This is a genomic window from Agrobacterium vaccinii (assembly GCF_021310995.1).
GTDB classification, from domain to species: Bacteria; Pseudomonadota; Alphaproteobacteria; order Rhizobiales; family Rhizobiaceae; genus Agrobacterium; species Agrobacterium vaccinii.
Map to the genome: position 1 here is coordinate 891162 of NZ_CP054150.1, position 21082 is coordinate 912243.

The 21082-nt window shown below is 57.2% G+C and carries 20 protein-coding genes and 1 tRNA gene; 9 read left to right on the top strand and 12 right to left on the bottom strand.

All coding sequences use genetic code 11. From position 1 onward, the window contains the following. The first annotated feature begins 15 nt into the window (after positions 1 to 15). Positions 16 to 282, top strand: coding sequence for an SEL1-like repeat protein (locus HRR99_RS04505; RefSeq protein WP_045231893.1), 267 nt, complete (start codon positions 16 to 18; stop codon positions 280 to 282). A gap of 198 nt (positions 283 to 480) precedes the next feature. Here HRR99_RS04505 and HRR99_RS04510 read toward each other — a convergent pair whose 3' ends face one another. The 4 genes from HRR99_RS04510 to HRR99_RS04525 all read right to left on the bottom strand — a co-directional run bounded on the left by HRR99_RS04510 (position 481) and on the right by HRR99_RS04525 (position 2911). Continuing rightward, a complete protein-coding gene (locus HRR99_RS04510; protein WP_233122937.1) occupies positions 481 to 957 on the bottom strand; it encodes a hypothetical protein in 477 nt (158 codons plus the stop codon). A gap of 112 nt (positions 958 to 1069) precedes the next feature. Further along, positions 1070 to 1231 (bottom strand): hypothetical protein, encoded by a 162-nt coding sequence (locus tag HRR99_RS04515; protein WP_233122938.1) that lies wholly within the window; start codon positions 1229 to 1231, stop codon positions 1070 to 1072. An 83-nt stretch (positions 1232 to 1314) separates the two neighbouring features. Beyond that, positions 1315 to 2427 carry a pyridoxal phosphate-dependent aminotransferase gene (locus HRR99_RS04520; protein WP_233122939.1) on the bottom strand — a complete coding sequence of 371 codons (1113 nt, stop codon included), beginning with the start codon at positions 2425 to 2427 and terminating at the stop codon, positions 1315 to 1317. 130 nt (positions 2428 to 2557) lie between these two features. Then, positions 2558 to 2911 (bottom strand): hypothetical protein, encoded by a 354-nt coding sequence (locus HRR99_RS04525; protein ID WP_111841600.1) that lies wholly within the window; start codon positions 2909 to 2911, stop codon positions 2558 to 2560. A 280-nt stretch (positions 2912 to 3191) separates the two neighbouring features. On the opposite strand from HRR99_RS04525, the gene HRR99_RS04530 reads away from it, so the two are divergent. Then, on the top strand, positions 3192 to 4409 hold the full coding sequence (locus HRR99_RS04530; protein WP_233122940.1) for an NAD(P)/FAD-dependent oxidoreductase: 1218 nt from the start codon (positions 3192 to 3194) through the stop codon (positions 4407 to 4409). A gap of 10 nt (positions 4410 to 4419) precedes the next feature. Next, positions 4420 to 5214: an aldolase/citrate lyase family protein gene (locus HRR99_RS04535; protein ID WP_233122941.1), complete on the top strand. Its 795-nt coding sequence runs from the start codon at positions 4420 to 4422 to the stop codon at positions 5212 to 5214. A 6-nt stretch (positions 5215 to 5220) separates the two neighbouring features. Here HRR99_RS04535 and HRR99_RS04540 read toward each other — a convergent pair whose 3' ends face one another. The 4 genes from HRR99_RS04540 to HRR99_RS04555 all read right to left on the bottom strand — a co-directional run bounded on the left by HRR99_RS04540 (position 5221) and on the right by HRR99_RS04555 (position 6368). Next, complete coding sequence (locus HRR99_RS04540) at positions 5221 to 5400, bottom strand: hypothetical protein (protein ID WP_233123572.1); 180 nt, start codon at positions 5398 to 5400, stop codon at positions 5221 to 5223. A gap of 75 nt (positions 5401 to 5475) precedes the next feature. Further along, on the bottom strand, positions 5476 to 5823 hold the full coding sequence (locus HRR99_RS04545) for a hypothetical protein (protein WP_111841603.1): 348 nt from the start codon (positions 5821 to 5823) through the stop codon (positions 5476 to 5478). A 109-nt stretch (positions 5824 to 5932) separates the two neighbouring features. Then, a tRNA-Ser gene (locus HRR99_RS04550) sits at positions 5933 to 6023 on the bottom strand. Between the two features lie 117 nt (positions 6024 to 6140). Beyond that, on the bottom strand, positions 6141 to 6368 hold the full coding sequence (locus HRR99_RS04555) for a hypothetical protein (RefSeq protein WP_233122942.1): 228 nt from the start codon (positions 6366 to 6368) through the stop codon (positions 6141 to 6143). Between the two features lie 255 nt (positions 6369 to 6623). Here HRR99_RS04555 and HRR99_RS04560 point away from each other — a divergent pair, with 255 nt between their 5' ends. Together HRR99_RS04560 and HRR99_RS04565 are read left to right on the top strand one after the other, a co-directional pair. After that, positions 6624 to 7739, top strand: coding sequence for a porin (locus HRR99_RS04560; protein ID WP_233122943.1), 1116 nt, complete (start codon positions 6624 to 6626; stop codon positions 7737 to 7739). Between the two features lie 306 nt (positions 7740 to 8045). After that, a complete protein-coding gene (locus HRR99_RS04565; protein ID WP_233122944.1) occupies positions 8046 to 9155 on the top strand; it encodes a porin in 1110 nt (369 codons plus the stop codon). A 174-nt stretch (positions 9156 to 9329) separates the two neighbouring features. On the opposite strand, the gene HRR99_RS04570 is transcribed toward HRR99_RS04565, so the two are convergent. Beyond that, the gene (locus HRR99_RS04570) at positions 9330 to 11405 is read right to left on the bottom strand and encodes a lytic transglycosylase domain-containing protein (protein WP_233123417.1); all 2076 of its coding nucleotides are present in this window, start codon (positions 11403 to 11405) and stop codon (positions 9330 to 9332) included. Positions 11406 to 11787: 382 nt separating this feature from the next. On the opposite strand from HRR99_RS04570, the gene dapA reads away from it, so the two are divergent. Together dapA and smpB are read left to right on the top strand one after the other, a co-directional pair. Beyond that, on the top strand, positions 11788 to 12672 hold the full coding sequence (gene dapA / locus HRR99_RS04575; RefSeq protein WP_233122945.1) for a 4-hydroxy-tetrahydrodipicolinate synthase: 885 nt from the start codon (positions 11788 to 11790) through the stop codon (positions 12670 to 12672). 110 nt (positions 12673 to 12782) lie between these two features. Next, positions 12783 to 13265 (top strand): SsrA-binding protein SmpB, encoded by a 483-nt coding sequence (gene smpB / locus HRR99_RS04580; RefSeq protein ID WP_111841609.1) that lies wholly within the window; start codon positions 12783 to 12785, stop codon positions 13263 to 13265. A gap of 95 nt (positions 13266 to 13360) precedes the next feature. Here the strand turns inward: smpB and HRR99_RS04585 are convergent, their stop codons facing one another. The 3 genes from HRR99_RS04585 to HRR99_RS04595 form a co-directional block, all read right to left on the bottom strand. Next, entirely contained in the window at positions 13361 to 15397 is a 2037-nt protein-coding gene (locus HRR99_RS04585) for an HWE histidine kinase domain-containing protein (RefSeq protein WP_233122946.1), read from the bottom strand. A 232-nt stretch (positions 15398 to 15629) separates the two neighbouring features. Next, the gene (locus tag HRR99_RS04590) at positions 15630 to 17126 is read right to left on the bottom strand and encodes a methyl-accepting chemotaxis protein (protein WP_233122947.1); all 1497 of its coding nucleotides are present in this window, start codon (positions 17124 to 17126) and stop codon (positions 15630 to 15632) included. Between the two features lie 182 nt (positions 17127 to 17308). After that, positions 17309 to 17881 (bottom strand): LabA-like NYN domain-containing protein, encoded by a 573-nt coding sequence (locus HRR99_RS04595; protein ID WP_062452507.1) that lies wholly within the window; start codon positions 17879 to 17881, stop codon positions 17309 to 17311. A gap of 282 nt (positions 17882 to 18163) precedes the next feature. On the opposite strand from HRR99_RS04595, the gene rpoZ reads away from it, so the two are divergent. Beyond that, positions 18164 to 18559 carry a DNA-directed RNA polymerase subunit omega gene (rpoZ, locus tag HRR99_RS04600; protein WP_111841612.1) on the top strand — a complete coding sequence of 132 codons (396 nt, stop codon included), beginning with the start codon at positions 18164 to 18166 and terminating at the stop codon, positions 18557 to 18559. A gap of 131 nt (positions 18560 to 18690) precedes the next feature. Then, positions 18691 to 20925: a RelA/SpoT family protein gene (locus HRR99_RS04605; RefSeq protein ID WP_111841653.1), complete on the top strand. Its 2235-nt coding sequence runs from the start codon at positions 18691 to 18693 to the stop codon at positions 20923 to 20925. Positions 20926 to 21082 lie beyond the last annotated feature (157 nt).

The following is a 21082-nucleotide window of genomic DNA, read 5'->3' on the forward strand; positions in this document are numbered from 1 at the left end:
AACAGGATAGAGAAAATGGCACGCTTTGAAGTTCGCGATATCGAAATGGCAGTCGCCGGTGGCCAAAGCCGCGCGGACGTCTTCTGCAACCTCGGCCTTATCTACGCGACAGGCCGTGGTTGCCCGGTGAACCTCATCGCTGCCCACAAGTGGCTGAACATCGCCGCGATCAAGGGTTCGGAACGGGCGGTTTCGCTGCGTGCCGATCTGGCTCGCAACATGAGCAAGGCAGACCTCGCAACGGCGCTGCGCGCCGCCCGCGACTGGATGACCTCGCACTGAGTTCAGGCGAGACTTTTAAAGGATACATCAAAAAGACAGAGCGGGCTCAAGTCCGCCATTCCCTCCCAACCGGTATCCTCCAGTCCCGGTCGGCACAAAATATAAGCCTTAAAAGGCAAGCGGCCAGATCCACGCCGACACATCAAACCGTGACCAGCAGAAACAAGGCTGGCACGGTTTTTTTGTTGGCTGAGCTGTTTAGAGGTCTGAGGAAGGAACGCGAAAAACGCCACGAATTTTGGCAGGATTGCAGACAGCTATCTGGATGTGCGTACGGGTCTTAAAGCCTGAGTTGGGATAGGCTGTCTCGCCTTCCTGAAAAATTCCACGAACGGAATCAAATTTTTGCAAGCCAGCGCGTTCTCGACTTGAATGCAGGTGATTGATAACGGCACAATCCAACTCACGCAAAAGCAAGTCGTCTCCAAGTTTATTGTTCGGCATATCGAGTTCAGGTATTTTTTGGAAAATTGCTTTCAAGTCCGTGTAAGCGTTGCTGATTGCATCGACCCCAAGAGACGACGATAAATCTAGACAAAATCCGAGATCAAGTATCGCGCCGACAACAGCAACGTCGTTTGGGTCGCGTTCTTTTCGGACTTGGGCATCGCGGAAACTCGATGCCTCTTCTTGGATTGGCTTCCCAGAAATATATCCCCTTTCCAAGCCAATCATAGGCGTTCTCGCTAGGGCGAAAGGGATCGCCGTTCAGCAAACTCGCGGCGACAGTTTTGCTGCAACCGTGATATCCAAGAACGAAAGAGGTGTTGAGCGAGTGCAAGGCAGATCAGGCAACTTTTTTATGATTGTATTCGGCAGTCAACTCGCCATTTTCATCAACCATACCAATGTCTTGCAAATAACGAAGCGCAGATTCCTTTGACTGCGTCGCCGCTTCACGCGTCTCACGCAGTGCTTTTTTTGTCTTTTGAAATTCTTCTTCGTTCATATCGAGCGCTCACTACAGATGCTGTATGCAGTCTCTCATAAGCGCTATGCGCAATCAACCATTCGTTGATTATCGCACTCCATCTATTCCAGTGCCTTCAAGACCTTTGGCAGCGCGTCTGCAAACAAATCCAGCTTCGCGTCCGGGGCGGCACTGACGCGGATGCAACGGTTGAGTGGCTCCACCCCGGGCATGCGGATGAAGACGCCGTGGTCCATCAGCCCATCCACGATGGCTTTGGCGTAGGCGCCGTCCTTGTGGCAATCGATGGTGACGAAGTTGGTGGCGGAGGGCAGGGGCGAAAGGCCGTTCTGGCGGGCGATGGTTGAGATGCGCTCGCGGGCGTTGGCGATGCGCTTGACCACGTCGCGCAGATAGGCCTGATCCTTAAGTGCTGCGAGTGCTGCAGCGATCGAAATCCGGGGCATGCCGAAGTGATCGCGGATTTTGTCGAAGGCTTGCGCATTGCCCAGCGTGCCGATGGCGTAACCAACGCGCGCGCCTGCAAGGCCGTACGCCTTTGAGAAGGTGCGCATACGCAGCACATTCGGCATGCCAATCATGGCGCGAACGCTGGGGATAGCGCTTTCCGGCGCGGTCTCGCAATAGGCCTCGTCCAGAACCAGCAGACAGCTTTCCGGCAGCGCCTTGGCAAAGGTCAGGACTTCGCTTGCTTCCCACCAGCTTCCCATAGGATTGTCGGGATTGGCGAAATACACCAGCGGCGCGTTCTCTTTCTTGACGAGGTCCAGCAGACCATCGAGGTTCTCGTGATCATCCAGATAGGGCGTCGTCACCAGACGCCCGCCGTAACCGGTGACGTGGTAATTGAAGGTGGGATAACCGCCGAAGGACGTGACGACGGGCGTTCCCGGCTCCACCACCAGCCGCACGATTTCACCCAGCAAACCGTCCACGCCATTGCCGATGGCGATGTTGTTACGGGAAATGCCGTGATAGATGGCCAGCGCTTCCCGCAATTCGAAATTTTCTGGGTCGGCATACATCCAGGTTTCGGACGCTGCCTGCTTCATGGCTTCCAGCACCGATGGGGCCGGGCCAAAGCCGCTTTCATTCGCGCCGATCCGTGCTTTGACGGCGAGCTTGCGGTTGCGCTCTATAGCCTCTGGTCCGACGAAAGGCACTGACGAAGGAAGCGAAGCGGCGAGCGGCGTAAAGCGCGAAAATGCGGACATTTCAGAGAGTTCCGTTATCTATTGACAGACGGACCTCACAATAGAATCAAAATTGGCCCGCGCAAGGCAGGCCAATGGAATTGGCGGAATTTTGAAAAGTTTTCCCAAGCACCTGGAAAACAGGGTTACTCTATAATGCCGTTTCGAAACTCAGGCGGCGAATATGGTGCAGGAATTCCGCATCGATCAGCATGTTGAAGCCGACGGTAGCCTGTTCTGCCTCACGACGGATCAGCGTGCAGCCGATTTCGTCGCGAATGCCGAGAATTTCCAGATAGAAGTTCGTCGGCATGTCCAAGTGAGGGCTGACCTCGAGATCCGCGCCGTAGAGCGAGACGTTGCGAATAAGGCAGCGCATGGTGTTTTTCGCACTGAGATGATGACCGATGAAGGTTATCTTGCCAGGGCGATCCACCGGAAATTTCTCATAGAGTTCGTCGTGCGGTACGGCGTCGCTTGCAGTGATGTTTACGTTGAGCGCCATGACAACCTCCCGATTGCCTTTTGTCTTGTTACAATCATAGGCCCGCTTCATTGCCAAATGCTGAAGAAAAACGATAAAACGCCAGTGTTTCTGGCACGTTATGCCACAGCATGTCAGCCCGCGCGAACCGGCTTCGAGCTTGAAACGTATGTAGTGCCATTAGGTTGCGCAGAACTGTAGCCGGGTGGGGGCGAGGAGGCGTCCGTTCGTCCTTAATCGGTTGACGGCAGGCGTACTTGTCGTTACGCCTGTGACATCTCATGGAGTGATGGAGCGACATATGGCAGGCACACTCGTCATCGTTGGTGCGGGCCAGGCCGCCTTTTCCCTTGCCGCGAAACTGCGGGCGTTGAAGGACGAGCGACCGATTACGATCATCGGTTCGGAAGATGTTTTGCCTTACCAGCGGCCACCGCTATCCAAGAAATATCTGATGGGCGAGATGAGCTTCGACAGGCTCCAGTTTCGCGATTCCCAATGGTTTACGGACAACAATGTCGACGTGCGTCTCTCCACCTGGGTCGAAGAAATCGACCGCACGGCGAAGACGGTGCGCATGCAGGATGGCAGCACGCTTGCCTATGACAAGCTGGCGCTGGCAACGGGCTCTGCCCCGCGCACCCTGCCAGCCGGTGTTGGTGGCGATCTCGAAGGAGTCTTGACGGTGCGAGACGAGCGCGATGCCGACCGGCTGATGGAAGAGATGAAGCCGGGGCGCAGATTGTTGGTGATCGGTGGCGGTTACATCGGGCTGGAAGCGGCAGCCGTTGCGCGAAACCTGGGGCTGGAGGTGACGCTGATCGAAATGGCCGACCGCATCTTGCAACGCGTGGCCGCCCCCGAAACAGCACGCATCATGCGCGACATTCACAACGCGCACGGCGTTTCCATCCGCGAGAAGACCGGCCTCGTGCGGTTGATCGGCACGGATGGCCATGTCAGCGCAGCCGAGCTTTCAGACGGAACGGTGCTATCCGTGGATTTCGTCATCGTCGGTATCGGCGTTTTGCCGAATGATCGGCTGGCGCGTGATTCGGGCCTCGATATCGGCAACGGGATTCTGGTCGATGAATTCACCCGCACATCCGATCCTAATATTCACGCCATGGGCGATTGCGCGCTTTTGCCGCTCGATGGCGCGCGGGTGCGGCTCGAATCGGTGCAGAACGCGGTCGATCAGGCCGAAGCGGCGGCTCTCGTCCTGACCGGCGAGGAAAAACCCTATCAGCCCAAGCCATGGTTCTGGTCCGACCAATATGATGTGAAGTTGCAGATTGCCGGGTTCAACATGGGTTACGATGAGACGGTGCTGCGGCCCGGCCAACGGGAAGGCAGCCATTCCATCTGGTATTTCCGTGCGGGCCGCTTCATTGCCGTGGATGCCATCAACGATGCCAAGGCCTATGTCAGCGGCAAAAAGCTGCTGGAGACCGGCAAACAGCCGGACCGTGCCATTCTGGCCGATCATTCTGCCGATCTGAAATTGCTGCTGGCCTGAAGGAACACCCATGCGCGCCGAGGAAAACCGCTTCAAGACCGCCATTCGCGACGGCAAACCGCAAATCGGCCTCTGGCTGGATATGGGTGAGGCGATCACGGCGGAAATTGCCGGAACAGCCGGTTTCGACTGGCTGGTGATCGATGGTGAGCACGGCCCCAACGATCTGCGCAGCATCATCGACCAGTTACGCGCGCTAGCGCCATTCCCCGCTGAGCCTGTGGTGCGTGTTCCCGTGGGGGAAAGCTGGATCATCAAGCAATTGCTGGATGCCGGTGCGCGCACGCTTCTGGTTCCGATGGTCGATTCGGCTGCGCAAGCAACGCAACTCGTTGCCGCCATGCATTACCCGCCGCGTGGCATTCGCGGCATGGGCGCCGTTGTGGCCAGAGCGTCGGGCTTCAACACCATCGACAATTACGCGCAAAACGCATCCGATGGCCTGTGTTTGCTGGTGCAGGCAGAAACGCGCGCGGCCATCGCCGATCTCGACAATATATTGCAGGTGGATGGTATCGACGGCGTCTTCATCGGCCCTGCCGATTTGGCAGCCGATATGGGCTATCTCGGGCGGATCGACGAGCCGGAGGTGCAGGAGACCATCGAAGCGGCCATTCGCAAGATCGTCGCATCCGGCAAAGCCGCTGGTATTCTGACCTTCAACGAGACCTACAATAAGCGCTATCTCGAACTCGGCGCATCATTCGTGGCCGTTGGCGCAGATGTCACGGAGTTTTCCAACGCCATCCGGTCGCTCTGCGCGCGTTACAAGGGCGGCGCGCCGGAGAAGGCATCGAGCTACTGAAACTGCTCAGTCATCGTTGCTTGCATTGAGTTTTTCCGGGCGAATGCCCTCTTGGCCGGAAAACAGAAAGCCTTCCCGCACCAACCACTCACGCACAATCCGCTGTATCGCCTCTTCTCGATCAAGGCCGCTTTCTTGCACGAAGGCGGCCAATGCCGTTTCGAGTTCCTCATTGAACATCATCATGTCTCTCCCATCCCAATAACGAAAAAGGCAAGGAGCTAAACGCTCCTTGCCTCTCGAATGTCTTGAAGTCAGAGCTTAGCGCCAGCGATAAAGGCTGCTCTTTTGCTCTGTCGCGGCGTTGGCCACGCAGTAACCAAGTGCAAAGCCCAACGCGCCGACAACTGTCAGCAGCGATGTCGCGGTGCCTGGATTTTCTTTGACGGCCTCGACCACATTGTGGCCCTGCGCCTTCACGGTCTGTGCAGCTGTCTGCGCGACGCGCTGTACACGGCCGCGTGCCTCATCCACAAATTCCGAAGCGTCTTCGGAAAGTGTGCCAGCCCGCGCCGAAACCGACTTGGACAGGGAAGAGATCTGCGCACGCAGCTCTGCAATCTGATTCTCAACTGTATCTTCGACAACGTTCAATTTGGTCTGAGCCATGTGAAATCACCTCTTGCTGTTTCCGGGGTGATAACGCAGCGGCCAAACGAAATGTTCCGCAATGCAGCGAATTCATGTGTTCAGATTTTGAATGGGGGTTTTGTGATTATGGCGGAGAGGATGGGATTCGAACCCACGATACGCTTTTGACGTATACTCCCTTAGCAGGGGAGCGCCTTCGACCACTCGGCCACCTCTCCGGTGCCGCCTGATTATGGCGTATAAAAATTGAATGCAAGGCCTTTTCTATAAAGAGACGAAAAAGAACCGTTTCCTCCCATGTTTTCTCAAGGGCATGGCGGTTGAAGAACAGAGAATCAGTAAGTTCTCACAAAGGCAAAGAGAATCGGTTCAGAGGAATCGGCGTTGTTCATCCGCCCAAACAGCTGCATTGCTATATAGGAAGTGTGCAGCGTGGTTACCGCAGGCGATGCGCTGGCCCACCAAAATCCTTGAGAATGCGGGCTTACAAGGGCATCAAGCCACCTCATCCACATGGCGGCACTCTCGATGGCGAGGGGATAAGCCTTGGATTCAAAAGGCATTTTTTAATATTCTGTAAACGTTTGATGCCGCCAGACCCCGCAAATGTGTTGTTTCAGCAACAACGCAAAATGAAGCAGGCCCACAAAGCTGTCATATCCATCATTGCCGATTGCAACTGCGCCATCCTTTTGTATTTTCGGCAACGGAAGCGAGGCGGTGGATCGTCCGTTTTCAAAGAACACGGGAATGGGGCAGGGAATGCTGTCCTTCAGCTTAAGAACCCAGACCCTTTTGAAACTTGACTGGAGGTCAACATGAACATTAAGAGCCTTTTGATCGGCTCCGCTGCAGCTCTCGCAGCAGTATCTGGCGCCCAGGCTGCCGACGCTATCGTCGCTGCTGAGCCAGAGCCAATGGAATACGTTCGCGTTTGCGACGCTTTCGGCACAGGCTTCTTCTACATCCCTGGCACCGAAACCTGCCTGAAGTTCTCTGGTTACGTTCGTTTCCAGACAGACATCAGCCGCGACCGTTCCGGCACTTCTGACTGGGATTCGTTCACACGTGCTCAGTTCAACGTTGACACCAAGACAGACACCGAACTCGGTGCAGTTCGTGGCTTCATCGAATTCCGTGGCGATGCTGACAACGCAGACTCTGCCGGTCTCAACATCCAGCAGGCTTTCATCGAAGTTGGCGGCCTCAAGGTCGGTAAGTTCTACAACTGGTGGGACGACAGCCTTTCTGGCGAAACTGACTACCTGAACACTGCAACACTGTTCAACTCCATTCGTTACACCTACGACGCAGGCTCTTTCTGGGCCGGTATTTCGGTTGACGAACTCGAAGGTCTGAACGTTCGCACAGTTCGCGCACCAGTCCTCGGTGTTGCTAACGCTGCCTTGGCTGCCGCTGCGGAAGCCGACAACAACGTTGGTATTTCTGCTGGCGTTGGCACCAAGCTCGCTGGCTTCACACTTCAGCTGATCGGCGGCTATGACGTTGACCAGGAAGAAGGCGCAGTTCGCCTGATGGGTACTGCTGACATCGGTCCTGGCACACTGGGCCTGGCTGGTATCTATGCAACCGGCGGCTCTGCATACTTCAACAAGGCTGAATGGGTTGTTGCTGCTGAATACGCAATCAAGGCTACAGATCGTCTGACGATCACGCCTGCTGCTCAGTACTTCGGCAACGTTGCTGACGCTCAGCGCACCAACACAGCTGCTTTCGGCACAGCGATTTCCGGCGACTCCACAACGGTTCGTCGTGGCGACGACTGGTCGAACCGCGATGCTTGGACTGCTGGCGTAACGGTTGACTACAAGCTCACCGAAGGCTTGACCACGAAGGTTACTGCAAACTACTACGACGAAGACGACCGTGGCGATCAGGTCACCGGCTTCGTTCGCCTGCAGCGCAACTTCTAATCTGATCTGACTTTTGTCAGTGATGGAAAACCCGGCTTTCGAGCCGGGTTTTTTTTGTTTTGCGTAATAGCTTCTGGAAAGTTCCGGGTCGGTGAATGTCAGTTTGCCGGTAAGAGATCGTTAACACCTTGACCGACTTGAGGTCGATTTGTGACGAAGTTGCAACAGCAAGACGGCAACGCTTCGACTTTAATGCTAAATTGCTTTCTTCCAGATTGCGCGAATCTGTGGTTGTGGCTTTAATCGATTTCAAGAACAGCATTCGTTCCCACCCGCTGTTTTTTATCATTTGACTTGGAGGTCACCATGAACATTAAGAGCCTTTTGATCGGCTCCGCTGCGGCTCTCGCAGCAGTATCCGGCGCCCAGGCTGCTGACGCTATCGTCGCTGCTGAGCCTGAGCCAATGGAATACGTTCGCGTTTGCGACGCTTTCGGCACAGGTTTCTTCTACATTCCTGGTACAGAGACATGCTTGAAGTTCTCTGGTTACATCCGTTTCCAGACTGACTTCGGTCGTGATGAATCTGGCACTTCTGACTGGGATTCTTTCACACGCGCTCAGTTCAACGTTGACACCAAGACAGACACCGAACTCGGTGCTGTTCGTGGCTTCATCGAATTCCGTGGCGATGCTGATAATGCTGATTCTGCTGGTTTGAACATTCAGCAGGCGTTTATCGAGCTCGGCGGCCTTAAGGTTGGTAAGTTCTATAGCTGGTGGGATGACGATCTTTCCGGTGAAACAGACGTTCTGTCCACCAACACGCTCTTCAACTCTATCCGTTACACATACGACGCAGGCTCGTTCTGGGCTGGCGTTTCGGTTGACGAACTCGAAGGCAAGAACAGCAGCTTCCTTTTCGTAGATCCAACAACTGTTAATGGCTACACACTCGAAGCTGACAACAACGTTGGTATCACCGCTGGCGTTGGCGCAAAGTTTGGCGCAGCTACTCTTCAGGTTATCGGCTCGTATGACGTCGATCAGGAAGAAGGCGCTGTCCGCGCTATGATGTTTGCTGACATCGGTCCAGGTACGCTCGGCGTCGCCGGTGTATGGGCTTCTGGCGTAAACGCTTACTACGCAGAATCTGAGTGGGCTGCTGCGATCGAATACGCTATCAAGGCAACTGACAAGCTGACGATTACGCCTGCTTTCCAGTACTCTGGTAACGTGGCTGCTAAGGCAAGCGGTTCTGATCTTACAGGCCTTGGTTTCCTTGGTCTTGAAAACGACAACACTGCTTACTACGCAACGAATGACTGGACGAGCAACGACGAGTGGCGCGCTGGCGTGACGGTTGATTACAAGATCACCGACGGCCTGACCAGCAAGGTTACTGCTAACTACGTTGACCGTGACGGTGCTGACGATCAGGTCACTGGCTTCGTTCGCCTTCAGCGCGACTTCTAATCTGATCTGACTTCGGTCAGTGATGGAAAGCCCGGCTCTCGAGCCGGGCTTTTTCGTTTTGCGGTGAGGCAACTGGGTGGGGTTGCTGGAGGTTCTGAGACGGTTGTCAGTAGTGAATACAAAAAAGCGCCGATCGCTCGGCGCTTTGGATGGTCCGGTTATATTGTGAGAGTGTTATCCTGAACGGCCATTGCGTAGGTCGCTGACAATGTCCGCTTTCTGACCCAGCCTTGTCTTATACACCTGATAATTTTCCATCACCCGCTGCACATAGTTGCGTGTCTCGGGGAAGGGGATGCGTTCGATCCAGTCGACAACGTCGTCGATGGGTTTGCCGCGGGGGTCGCCGTAGCGGCTGATCCATTCGGGGACGCGTTTGGGGCCGGCATTATAGGCGACGAAGGTCAGGATGTAGGAGCCGCCGAAGCTGTCGATCTGTTCGCCGAGGTAGTGAGCACCAAGTGTGGCGTTGTAGCCTGCATCGGTGGTGAGTTTCGCTTGGGTGAAATCCATGCCGTGTCGGCTGGCGACGCCTTTGGCGGTGCCGGGCAGAAGTTGTAAGAGGCCGCGCGCATTTGCAGGCGAGACGGCTGCGGGGTTGAAGGCGCTTTCCTGGCGCGCAATCGCATAGGCCAGTGCCATGCCGGAGCCGGAGATGTTGGCCGTGCCGGGAATGACGCCGATCGGGTAGGCGAGCGCTGCGGCATCGATGCCGCGACTGAAGGCCGTTTTGCCGATCTGAAGCGAGACCTGATGGTTGTTGTTCTTTTCCGCGCGCGAAGCGAGGATGGCCAATTCGCCGGGGCTGTCCATCTGCTCGGCCAAGGCGCGATAGAGGCTATCGGCACGCCAGCTATAGCCTGCGGCCTCAAGTCTTTCGATGGCGCGCACGGCTTCACGCTCGGCAAAGTGCTGGCGGTCGTTGTCGCTTGGGGAAGGGTAGGTCACGTTGATCGTGGTCGTACCGATTCGCGCTGCGGCAAGCTGGCCATAGAATGTGCCGGGATGGGCGGCGGCCTTGGTGAAGAACTCGCGGGCATTGCCCGGTCCGCCAGCTTCGGCGGTGCGGCCCAGCCAGTAATAGGCGCGCGACGCGGAAAGGGGTCGGTTCGATGTCTCAAGCAGTCGGTTGAAATGTTTTGCAGCATCGGTGGGGTCTTGTAGCGCGCGCAGCGCGTACCAGCCCGCATGGAATTCCGCATCGGCAATATCCACTGCTGACGTCGCGGCGTGGTTGGCGACAATCGTGTAGGCCTGGCGGAAATCGCCGAGGTCTGCCAGTCCGCGCGCGATGATGCGGCGCTCGTTCCACCACTCACCGGGATTGACGAGCTTTGCCTGATCCGTTGGCGCTTGCGCCAAAAGCGCTGCGGCATCGGCGTATTTCTGCTGATGGCGCAGGTTTTCGATGCGGGCGAAGAGATAGGCGGGATCGTTGCGGGCAGGGCCGGTCACGGCGGCGAGTGCGGCAGGCGCGTTTTTGGCGCGTTGCAACACGGCGGCCCAGGCGGCGTAGAGTGGCTGCGCCTTGCCGAGATCACCAAAGCGTTTCGCCTGGCTGACGCGGCTGCGATACATCAGATAATCCATCCGCGCCTTGTGATCGGCAGCAGAGAGAAAACCGGGAAATTCATCGATGACGCGGTCTTCCAGCGCCGTGTCCATGCCTTCGCTGACCCATAATGTCTGGATGAGCTTTTGCGCCCGGGCCGTATTGCCGCTGGTGTTCTGCGCATGCGCAAGGGCGATCGTGCCCTCCGGCGTTTCGGGCGCGCCGTTGGCGAAATAGGCGATGAGCTGTGCCGCTGGCGGACTTTCGCGCAGCATGGCGCGCTCGGCATTGGCGCGGAATGTGGCGGTGCCCGGCCAACCCTTGAGTTCGGTCTGCGCGGTGGCAATCTCGGCGGAGGAGACGTCCTTCTGGCCGGAAATGGCAATCGCCCATGTCAGGATATGCCGGTCGAGAGCCGTCGCGGGCAGGGAGTTGCGAATGGCGATGGCGCGCAGGGCATCCCGGCTGGACAGCGCGTCAAGCCCGGCTTTCAGATCGGAGACGTCGAGCGGCGCATTCGGCCGCATGATCGAGCCGGTGATTTCGGGCGTCGCAGGCATGAATGCGGGGGTCGCCGGTGAATTGGGTTTGACATAGGGCAGGGGGACGATGGCGCTTTCGGTCGCGGGCCCGGCCCACGCACCCCAGACTGTTGCCGCAAGGCCTGCCATGGCCAGGCCTAAAGCTGCTTTCTTCATGCGTTCACTCGCGACTTTGGACCGCCGCTTGGCCGCAACGCCGGGTTTTGCCGGGCGCACGACCTGGAAAGGGCTGTCTGGTTTTGCGGCTCTGTGTCTTGCAGGTGTCATGCCTCCATTAGCTGCTTTCAGCATTAACAGAACCTTAATCCCGACTACCGCTTATGATCAAATTTCGGTCACAAACGGCGTGAACGGGGGTCTGCAACATCATCGGCAGGTGCGGTGCTGTGGATGCTGTGAACCATGAAACTATTTGTGTTTCGCGCATCAAAAGGCGTCGTTAACAGCTTGTCGGTAGCTTAGGCCCGCTTTAATGTGACATCGTTTTAATCATGGAATGCGGCTGAAGCATGGACTGGCTCACCGCAAGGAGTATTGCATGTTCAAGGGATCCATTCCCGCCCTCATTACGCCGTTTACCGACCAAGGCGCGGTAGACGAAACGGCGTTTGCCGCCCATGTGGAGTGGCAGATTGCCGAAGGCAGCAGCGGCCTCGTGCCCGTCGGGACAACCGGGGAATCCCCCACCTTGTCCCACGACGAGCACAAACGGGTCGTTGAACTGTGCGTGGAAACGGCGGGTAAACGGGTTCCGGTCATTGCCGGTGCAGGCTCCAACAACACCCACGAAGCGATAGAGCTTGGCCTGCATGCGCAGGAAGTGGGCGCGGACGCACTGCTGGTCGTTACGCCTTATTATAACAAGCCGACGCAGAAGGGCCTGTTCGCGCATTTCTCGGCAATCGCCGAGGCCGTGACGCTGCCCATCGTGATCTACAACATCCCACCGCGTTCGGTCATCGATATGACGCCGGAAACGATGGGTGCGCTGGTCAAGGCGCACAAGAACATCGTTGGTGTAAAAGACGCCACCGGCAAGCTTGACCGCGTTTCGGAACAGCGCATCACCTGCGGCCCGGATTTCATCCAGCTTTCGGGTGAAGACGGCACGGCACTGGGCTTCAACGCCCATGGCGGCGTCGGCTGCATTTCGGTGACGGCAAACGTTGCGCCGCGCCTCTGTGCGGAGTTTCAGGCGGCCATGCTGGCCGGAAACTATGCGCTGGCGCTGGAGTATCAGGATCGCCTGATGCCGTTGCACAAGGCGATCTTCATGGAGCCCGGTGTTTGCGGCACGAAATACGCGCTGGCGCGCCGCCGCAACGTCAGCCGCAAGGTGCGCTCGCCGTTGATGGATACGCTGGAGCCTGCGACGGAAGCGGCCATCGATGCCGCGTTGAAACATGCGGGCCTGTTCAATTGATATGAACCCGAGGTGCGCTGGCAACGGCGCACCTTCACTTTCGGCGCCTTAGCCACTACATAGGGGCCGAACCGCAGATCATTGCGGACGAATAAAAGACGGATTGAGAAATGGCCCCTAAAGGCAGTCAGCGCGTGGTGAACAAGGTCGTTGCGGAAAACCGCAAGGCCCGCTTCAATTATGAAATCCTCGATACCTACGAGGCTGGCATTGTTCTGACGGGCACTGAGGTCAAATCCTTACGCGATGGCAAGGCGAATATCGCCGAATCCTACGCCTCGGATGAAGGTAATGAGATATGGCTGATCAATTCGCATCTGCCGGAATATCTTCAGGCCAATCGTTTCAACCACGAGCCGCGCCGTCGCCGCAAGCTGCTGCTGTCCAAGCGCGAAATCCATCGCATGCGCGTGGGCATCAACCGCGAAGGCATGACGCTGGTGCCGTTGAAAATCTACTTCAACGACAAGGGCCGCGCAAAGTTGGAGCTGGCGCTGGCCAAGGGTAAGAAGCTGCACGACAAGCGCGAGACGGAAAAAGAACGCGACTGGAACCGCCAGAAATCGCGTTTGATGAAGGGTGGCGCTGCCTGATAGGGTGGCGTTTACTCACGCTGGCCGCGTACGCTCTCTGACTGATGTTAAGCCTTTGTCATAGCAGCCATAGGCATCCGCACTAAGCCTTCAGCCTACTCGCCCAGTTCCATGACCAGTGACAAGGGTGCACGGAACGTCGCGATCAGGCCGCTTGGCAGGAAGTTTTTCTCCACATCACCTGTTCCGGCAATACCCATGCGGATGAGGCGGGAGCCAAAGCCTCGGCGTTCGGGCTCGGATGCGGGCGGGCCGCCTTTTTCTTCCCATTTCAAGGTCAGGATCGGCTTTTCGGAATCATCCGAGACGTGCCAGCTGATGTCGACAAGACCGGCATCGGTCGAGAGCGCGCCGTATTTGGTGGCGTTGGTGCCGAGTTCGTGCAGCAGGAGTGACAGCGACAGTCCGGCCTTGGGGCCGAGCGGAACTTCCGGGCCCGACATGACGACTTTGCCGTCTCCGGCGTGGAGATGCATGACCCTGCCGATGACTTCGCGCAGGCGCGCCGTCGACCAGGATTGCTGGAGCAGCACGTTATGCGCGGAGCTGAGAGCCTGAAGCCGACCGTTGAAGGCGGCGACGGCGTCCTTTTCCGTGACGTTGCGCAGGGTTTGGGCGGCAATGGCCTGGACGATGGACAGCGTGTTTTTCAGGCGATGGCTGAGTTCCTGATTGAGGATGCGTTGCTCCGACTCGGCATTCAGCCTTGCAATCGCGGCGTAGGCGCGGTCAGCGACGCCCCAGGCAAAATCGAGTTCCAGCTTGCTCCAGAAACGGGGCTTGGCATCATGCGCGAAGAGGATGCCGACGAGAGCGCCACGGTCGATGATCGGCACCTTGACGAAGGAGCGAACGCCCATCTCCGCATAGCCGGACGCATCGCTATCCAGCCAGCTGGCGGCGTTGATGTTGGGTACGGCCAGCGTATCGCCGATTTCAAGGCGCTTCATCGTTGCCTGAAAATCGGTGAGTTTGTGATGTCCGGCAATGGATTGCGCCTCGGCGGCAAGCCAGTTGAACTCCACGAACAAGCTATCGGTCGCCGAATTGACGGTTGCGTAACCGGAGCGGTTGACGGCAAGGCCTTCCGCCAGAATTTCAGACGCGATGCGCGATATGTCCTGAACAGTCTTGCCCGCGCGCAATCTGTCACCCAGCGTCAACAGGGCGGCGATGCGGGCATCCTTGCGCTTGGAATCGGTGATGTCGATGATGACGCCGATCATCTTCACCGGTATTCCGCGGTCATCCAGAATGAACTGCGCGCGCCGCGCAACCCAGCGAACACGCTGGTCGCTGCCACGACGAATACGATATTCGACGCTGAGCTGCGCTGTCGCCGATATCCGGCTTGCGGCTTCTGACGCGGTTTTGCGGTCTGTATCGACAACGAGCTTTTCGAAAACGGACGAATCGTAGCTCGGCTGTTCCGGCACACCAAAAATGCGGCAGAACTCTTCGGAAACGATAGCTTCGTTCGTTTCGATATCTATTTCAAAAATACCGATCTGGCCCGCATCATGGGCCGCCTTGGAGCGTTCGTGGTTGACCCGCAACTCCTCGTTCTTGGCACCCACCTTGCTGACGCGCAGCTGGCGCTTTGCGGAAAGGCGACGCTCCAGCGCGAGATCATACGTCGCGCTTTGGAGGGTGCGGCGCAGCTCTAGGTGCGACATGACCTGCCGCGCCAGCGCTTTCAACGCATTCTGCTGGGCGTCGGTAATGGCTTTCGGCTCATGGCCCAGAACGCAAATGGTGCCGATTGGAAGCCCGTCATCAGACTTCAGAAGCGCACCGGCGTAAAAACGGATATGGGGCTCGCCGGTGACCAGCGGATTGGTCTGGAAGCGCGGATCGCGAGTCGCATCGGGAATGACCAGAAAATCGTCTTCGAGAATCGCACGGGCGCAAAACGACGTATCCAGCGGTGTTTCGCGAACGCCCAGACCAACCTCGGCCTTGAAGAACTGCCTGCCATCGCCAATGAGGTTTACGACTGCGATCGGCGTGTCGCAAATGGTGGAGGCCAGTAACGCGAGGTCGTCGAAATCCTGCTCTCGCGGTGTATCAAGAACATTGTAGCTATCGAGTGCGGCCAAGCGGCGCTGTTCTTTGGACGAGATACCTTCCATGGGCCTTTGAAAATTGGAGCCATCACTGACGTGCCGGCCCGAAGCAGCCGATCGTTCGGCTCATTTGATACAATAGTTTAATCCAATCGCATAAGAAAAAAAGAATGTGCTCAATCAATTGATTGGGGTCGTATCGTCATGTTGATGATCTCGCATTCGGAACAAAAAAAACGCCGGTGCGGTGTCCACAACCGCATCGGCGTTTTTCCGTTCCCGGGCAAGGCCTGTAGGGCTATGCGGCGCGGTAGACCGCCTGCTGGTGGCGCATGGATTTCTGCACGTTGAACCGGCTGACGAGGGCTGCGAGATTGCTGCTGATGTCGCTCAGACCATGCGTTGCGGCGTTGGTTTCTTCCACCATGGCGGCGTTCTGCTGGGTCAATTGATCCATGCTGGCAATGGCGGAATTAATTTCCTGAATGCCCATAGCCTGCTCCTGCACCGCCTGGGTGATGGCGCCGATGTGGTCCTGAATATGGTCCACCTTGCCGCCGATGGAATTGAGCGCTTCACCCGTGCGGCTGACCAGCGAGACGCCGTTTGCGACATCCTGCGAGGACTTGTCGATCAGGACACGGATTTCCTTGGCAGCATTTGCGGAACGCTGGGCGAGTTCGCGCACTTCCTGCGCGACCACAGCGAAGCCCTTGCCCGCTTCACCGGCACGTGCGGCTTCAACGCCTGCATTCAGTGCGAGAAGATTGGTCTGGAAGGCGATTTCATCGATAACGCTGACGATCTGGGTGATTTTCTGCGAGGAGTGCTCGATGGCACTCATGGCTTCCACGGCTTCCGTCACGATGTGGCGGGAGCGCGCGGCCTCCTCTGCAGAGCTTTTCACGATATCCTGCGCCTGCTCGGTGCGCTGCGCGGACTGTCTGGAGATGGTTGTGATCTGCTCAAGTGCTGCGGCGGTCTGCTCCAGAGACGCCGCCTGCTGCTCGGTGCGGCGCGCCATGTCATCGGTGGAAGACGTCAGCTCTCGCGTGTTGGCCGAAATCTTGTGTGATTCCTCAACGATTTCGGAGAAGGCACCGGACAGCTTGGCAAGGGCGGTGTTGAAATTGGTCTTCAGACCATCGAATTGCGCCGCAAGATCGCCGTCCATGCGTGAAGTCAGGTCGCCCTGCGCCATGTGGTTTAGCGCCGTGTTCAAAAGAGACAGGACCTGTTGCTGCTCCTGCTTCATGCGCTGCTGTTCCAATTCGGATGCAGCGCGCTCTTCAGCAAGGGCTTCCAGATAGACCGAGATCGAATAATCCATGTCGAGAAGTGCAGCCTTGACCGCAACGGTGATGTCTTTTGCGACCTGCTTGCCCTTCTTTTCGAACATGAAGCCTTTGAGCTGCGCGTCTACGACGGCCTTGATAATGCCTTCGAGAATAAGCGCGTAGCCGCCGATATACCAGCGCGGCTCAAGACCGAGGCGTGCATGGGTGCGACCAATCGCGGTAACGGCGGTGGTGTATTCGCTGTCGAACGAGGCGGATGCGATGCGCGACCAGTGCTTGATCTGCATGGATTTGGCGTGCTGGATATGCGCTTCGTTGGCGAAGAATTTCGCGGTGTCGGGAACGGCGCGGGCTTTGGTGTAGAAATCGTCCAGTGAGCCGCTCAGCGAGGCGACGATAGCAGGCTTCAACGCAGCCAGGTTTTTCTTTTGCTCCGGGCCAAGACCCAAAAACGCAAGCCTTTCCGAAAGTTGATGTCCGGCCTGTTGTCCACTCATGTCGTAACCCCTGATTTTCGAAACGCGATCCCCACCGCGTCTAGTCCAGGCGTAATGAATACTTTTATACTTAATGAAGTGCTAAGTTTTCAAGATTGCTTATATAATAACGTCGAACCACAAAGCAAAACGCGAAGCCTTAGAGGGCCTCGCGTTCAAGTTTCAGACGGTGATGTAACGGTTTACTCGACCGATTCGGTATTCTCGACGACACGGTGCGCACGCTCGCTCGGATCGCGACCGATTTCTGCCTTCAAGGACAGAAGGTCGATGAAGTGGTCGGCCTGACGGCGCAGGTCGTCTGCAATCATCGGAGGCTGCGTAGACATGGTGGAGATGACGGACACCTTGCGGCCACGGCGCTGAAGCGCATCGACCAGCGTGGTGAAATCGCCATCGCCGGAGAAGAGAACGAGGTGATCGACGGTCTCGGACTGTTCCATTGCATCGACGGCCAGTTCGATATCCATGTTGCCCTTGATTTTGCGGCGGCCCATCGCATCGGTGAATTCCTTGGCGGGCTTCGTCACGACCTTGTAACCATTATAGTCCAACCAGTCGATCAACGGGCGAATCGAGGAATATTCCTGATCTTCGATCAGCGCAGTGTAATAATAGGCGCGCAAGAGGTAGCCGCGCTTCTGAAATGCCTTCAAAAGTTTGCGATAATCGATATCGAAACCGAGGCTTTTGGATGCGGCGTAAAGGTTGGCGCCATCGATAAAGAGCGCAATTTTTTCGCGTGGATCAAACATTGAAACAAAATCCTCCCTTGGCGAACGACCGCCAGTAATTCAAACAGTATCGGCTTAGCGAATATCAGCGCTTCATACGGTACATTATTAAGCATTCATATAAGCGTCATAGTTCCGCCGTCCAGCCCCCCATGGAAATTATGTGGAAACTTTAATCCAATTGTCTGAATTCGACATGGAAAGCGCCTCTTAAACGCCCGGAACAGGAAAAACTTGAAATCTTTGGCCAATGCCTGTATCGGGACGGGTAATCCGCGACATTAAGACCGCAAAGGACAGGCAATGGCCCGTGTCACCGTAGAAGATTGCATTGATAAAGTAGACAACCGCTTCGAACTGGTTCTGTTGGCCAGCCACCGTGCGCGCCAGATTTCGCAGGGGTCGCAGATCACCATCGATCGCGACAACGACAAGAACCCTGTCGTTGCGCTGCGCGAAATCGCCGACGAAACGCTGTCGCCAGACGACCTGAAGGAAGACCTGATCCACTCGCTACAGAAGCATGTGGAAGTGGACGAGCCAGAGCCCGATCCGGTTTCGATCGCGGCTGCCGGTTCTTCCAGCGACGCGGAAGACGACGACGCTCCCGAGACTGTCAACTTCGACCAGATGTCGGAAGAAGATCTTCTCGCCGGCATCGAAGGCCTTGTGCCGCCGGAAAAGAACGACGACTATTGATTTTGCCGACGCGCAGCCGGGCAGGGACCGGTTACGCTCTGTAAAGCTTTGTCGTCATAATCTGAACCCAGATTATGCAGCAATGTGCGCCGGTCCAGATCGGCGCGCTTTTTTTTCGGGGCATCCCATACATGATGCGACAGTACGAACTCGTCGAACGGGTTCAAAAATACAAGCCTGAAGCCAATGAGGCCTTGTTGAACAAGGCCTATGTCTACGCCATGCAAAAGCACGGCCAGCAGAAGCGCGCCAACGGCGACCCTTATATTTCGCATCCGCTTGAAGTTGCGGCCATCCTCACCGAAATGCATCTGGACGAATCGACCATCGCGGTCGCGTTGCTGCATGACACCATCGAAGATACCAGCGCCACGCGCGCGGAAATCGATGATCTGTTCGGCGAAGATATCGGTCGCCTCGTGGAAGGGCTGACGAAGCTCAAGAAGCTTGATCTCGTTACCAAGAAAGCCAAGCAGGCCGAAAACCTGCGCAAGCTGCTGCTCGCGATTTCCGATGACGTGCGCGTTCTCCTGGTGAAGCTGGCGGACCGGCTCCACAATATGCGCACGATGGAGCATATGCCGGAGGACAAACGCAGCCGGATTTCCGAAGAGACGATGGAAATCTATGCGCCGCTGGCCGGACGCATGGGCATGCAGGACATGCGCGACGAGCTGGAAGACCTGTCCTTCCGCTATCTGAACCCCGAAGCCTTCGCGACGGTGACCAAGCGCCTTCAGGACCTCGAAGAGCACAATCAGGGCCTCATCAAGAAGATCGAAGACGAATTGCGCGAACTGCTGCTCGCCAATGGCGTCGAGGGTGCCTACGTCAAGGGTCGCCAGAAGAAGCCGCATTCGGTGTTTCGCAAGATGCAGTCGAAGTCGCTGTCCTTCGAGCAGCTATCCGACGTCTACGGCTTCCGTATTCTGGTGCAGGATATTCCCGCCTGCTATCGCGCCCTCGGCATCGTCCACACGCGCTGGCGCGTGGTGCCGGGGCGGTTCAAGGATTATATCTCGACGCCGAAGCAGAACGATTATCGCTCCATTCACACCACTATCGTCGGTCCTTCGCGCCAGCGTATCGAATTGCAGATCCGCACACAGCGCATGCACGAGATTGCCGAATTCGGCATTGCCGCGCATTCCCTCTACAAGGATGGCGAGATCGGTGATGGCGACGTGCTGTCGCCCGAATCCAATGCTTATTCGTGGCTGCGCCACACCATCGAGGCGCTGGCAGATGGAGACAGCCCGGAAGAGTTTCTGGAGCACACCAAGCTCGAACTGTTCCAGGATCAGGTCTTCTGCTTCACGCCCAAGGGCAAGCTGATCGCGCTGCCGCGCGGTGCGACACCCATCGACTTTGCCTATGCCGTGCACACCAATATCGGCGATACCACCGTTGGCGCCAAGATCAACGGGCGGATCATGCCGCTGGTCACGCGGCTCAACAATGGTGACGAGGTCGAGATCATCCGCTCTGGCGTGCAGGTCCCGCCTGCCGCTTGGGAGGAGGTGGTGGTGACCGGCAAGGCGCGCTCCGCCATTCGCCGCGCCACCCGCATGGCCATTCGCAAGCAATATGCCGGTCTCGGCTACCGTATTCTGGAGCGCACTTTCGAGCGCGCGGGCAAGCCGTTCTCGAGGGAAGGGCTCAAGCCCGTGCTGCATCGTCTGGCTCAGAAGGATGTCGAGGATGCGATTGCCGCCGTTGGCCGTGGCGAGGTTTCCTCGCTCGACGTGCTGCGCGCCGTCTACCCGGATTATCAGGATGAGCGCGTCACGGTGAAGATGACCGGCGACGACGGCTGGTTCAACATGCGCAGCGCATCCGGCATGGTCTTCAAGATACCCGGCAAATCACGCTCGGTACTGGAAGACGATGGTGCTGCCGAAGTGCTTGAAAGCCCCGACCCGCTGCCCATTCGCGGCCTGTCGGACAATGTCGAAGTGCATTTCGGTGCCGCCGGTGCCGTGCCGGGTGACCGTATCGTCGGCATCATGGAGAAGGGCAAGGGGATCACCATCTACCCGATCCAGTCGCCTGCGCTGCAACGCTTCGATGATGAGCCGGAGCGCTGGATCGACGTGCGCTGGGATCTGGATGAGGCCAACAAGTCGCGGTTCATGGCGCGGGTGATGATCAATGCGCTGAACGAGCCCGGCACGCTGGCGTCGGTCGCGCAATCCATCGCGACGCTGGATGTGAACATTCGCGGCCTCAACATGGTGCGCATCGGGACCGATTTCTCCGAACTGGCGCTCGATATCGAGGTGTGGGACCTGCGGCAGCTGAACCAGCTTCTGTCACAGCTCAAAGACCTGGATTGCGTCTCAACCGTCAAACGTGCCTTCGATTAAGGCAGTTTTGCTCAAATATTGAGCCTGAAGGCCGTCGCTATGCGCTCACTGCATGGCAGCGGCCTTGTCCTGTCTGTAGTCACCGGCGATAAACGGGACTATCTTCACTCCAGAAATCAAGAGCAAGACAAAGGCCAGCCGGGACAGACCCGATGAT

Bases quoted from the DNA above. Each gene is read 5' to 3' on its own strand.
- HRR99_RS04505 (WP_045231893.1), top strand. From the start codon at position 16: ATGGCACGCTTTGAAGTTCGCGATATCGAAATGGCAGTCGCCGGTGGC.
- HRR99_RS04510 (WP_233122937.1), bottom strand. From the start codon at position 957: ATGATTGGCTTGGAAAGGGGATATATTTCTGGGAAGCCAATCCAAGAA.
- HRR99_RS04515 (WP_233122938.1), bottom strand. From the start codon at position 1,231: ATGAACGAAGAAGAATTTCAAAAGACAAAAAAAGCACTGCGTGAGACG.
- HRR99_RS04520 (WP_233122939.1), bottom strand. From the start codon at position 2,427: ATGTCCGCATTTTCGCGCTTTACGCCGCTCGCCGCTTCGCTTCCTTCG.
- HRR99_RS04525 (WP_111841600.1), bottom strand. From the start codon at position 2,911: ATGGCGCTCAACGTAAACATCACTGCAAGCGACGCCGTACCGCACGAC.
- HRR99_RS04530 (WP_233122940.1), top strand. From the start codon at position 3,192: ATGGCAGGCACACTCGTCATCGTTGGTGCGGGCCAGGCCGCCTTTTCC.
- HRR99_RS04535 (WP_233122941.1), top strand. From the start codon at position 4,420: ATGCGCGCCGAGGAAAACCGCTTCAAGACCGCCATTCGCGACGGCAAA.
- HRR99_RS04540 (WP_233123572.1), bottom strand. From the start codon at position 5,400: ATGATGATGTTCAATGAGGAACTCGAAACGGCATTGGCCGCCTTCGTG.
- HRR99_RS04545 (WP_111841603.1), bottom strand. From the start codon at position 5,823: ATGGCTCAGACCAAATTGAACGTTGTCGAAGATACAGTTGAGAATCAG.
- HRR99_RS04555 (WP_233122942.1), bottom strand. From the start codon at position 6,368: ATGCCTTTTGAATCCAAGGCTTATCCCCTCGCCATCGAGAGTGCCGCC.
- HRR99_RS04560 (WP_233122943.1), top strand. From the start codon at position 6,624: ATGAACATTAAGAGCCTTTTGATCGGCTCCGCTGCAGCTCTCGCAGCA.
- HRR99_RS04565 (WP_233122944.1), top strand. From the start codon at position 8,046: ATGAACATTAAGAGCCTTTTGATCGGCTCCGCTGCGGCTCTCGCAGCA.
- HRR99_RS04570 (WP_233123417.1), bottom strand. From the start codon at position 11,405: ATGAAGAAAGCAGCTTTAGGCCTGGCCATGGCAGGCCTTGCGGCAACA.
- dapA (WP_233122945.1), top strand. From the start codon at position 11,788: ATGTTCAAGGGATCCATTCCCGCCCTCATTACGCCGTTTACCGACCAA.
- smpB (WP_111841609.1), top strand. From the start codon at position 12,783: ATGGCCCCTAAAGGCAGTCAGCGCGTGGTGAACAAGGTCGTTGCGGAA.
- HRR99_RS04585 (WP_233122946.1), bottom strand. From the start codon at position 15,397: ATGGAAGGTATCTCGTCCAAAGAACAGCGCCGCTTGGCCGCACTCGAT.
- HRR99_RS04590 (WP_233122947.1), bottom strand. From the start codon at position 17,126: ATGAGTGGACAACAGGCCGGACATCAACTTTCGGAAAGGCTTGCGTTT.
- HRR99_RS04595 (WP_062452507.1), bottom strand. From the start codon at position 17,881: ATGTTTGATCCACGCGAAAAAATTGCGCTCTTTATCGATGGCGCCAAC.
- rpoZ (WP_111841612.1), top strand. From the start codon at position 18,164: ATGGCCCGTGTCACCGTAGAAGATTGCATTGATAAAGTAGACAACCGC.
- HRR99_RS04605 (WP_111841653.1), top strand. From the start codon at position 18,691: ATGATGCGACAGTACGAACTCGTCGAACGGGTTCAAAAATACAAGCCT.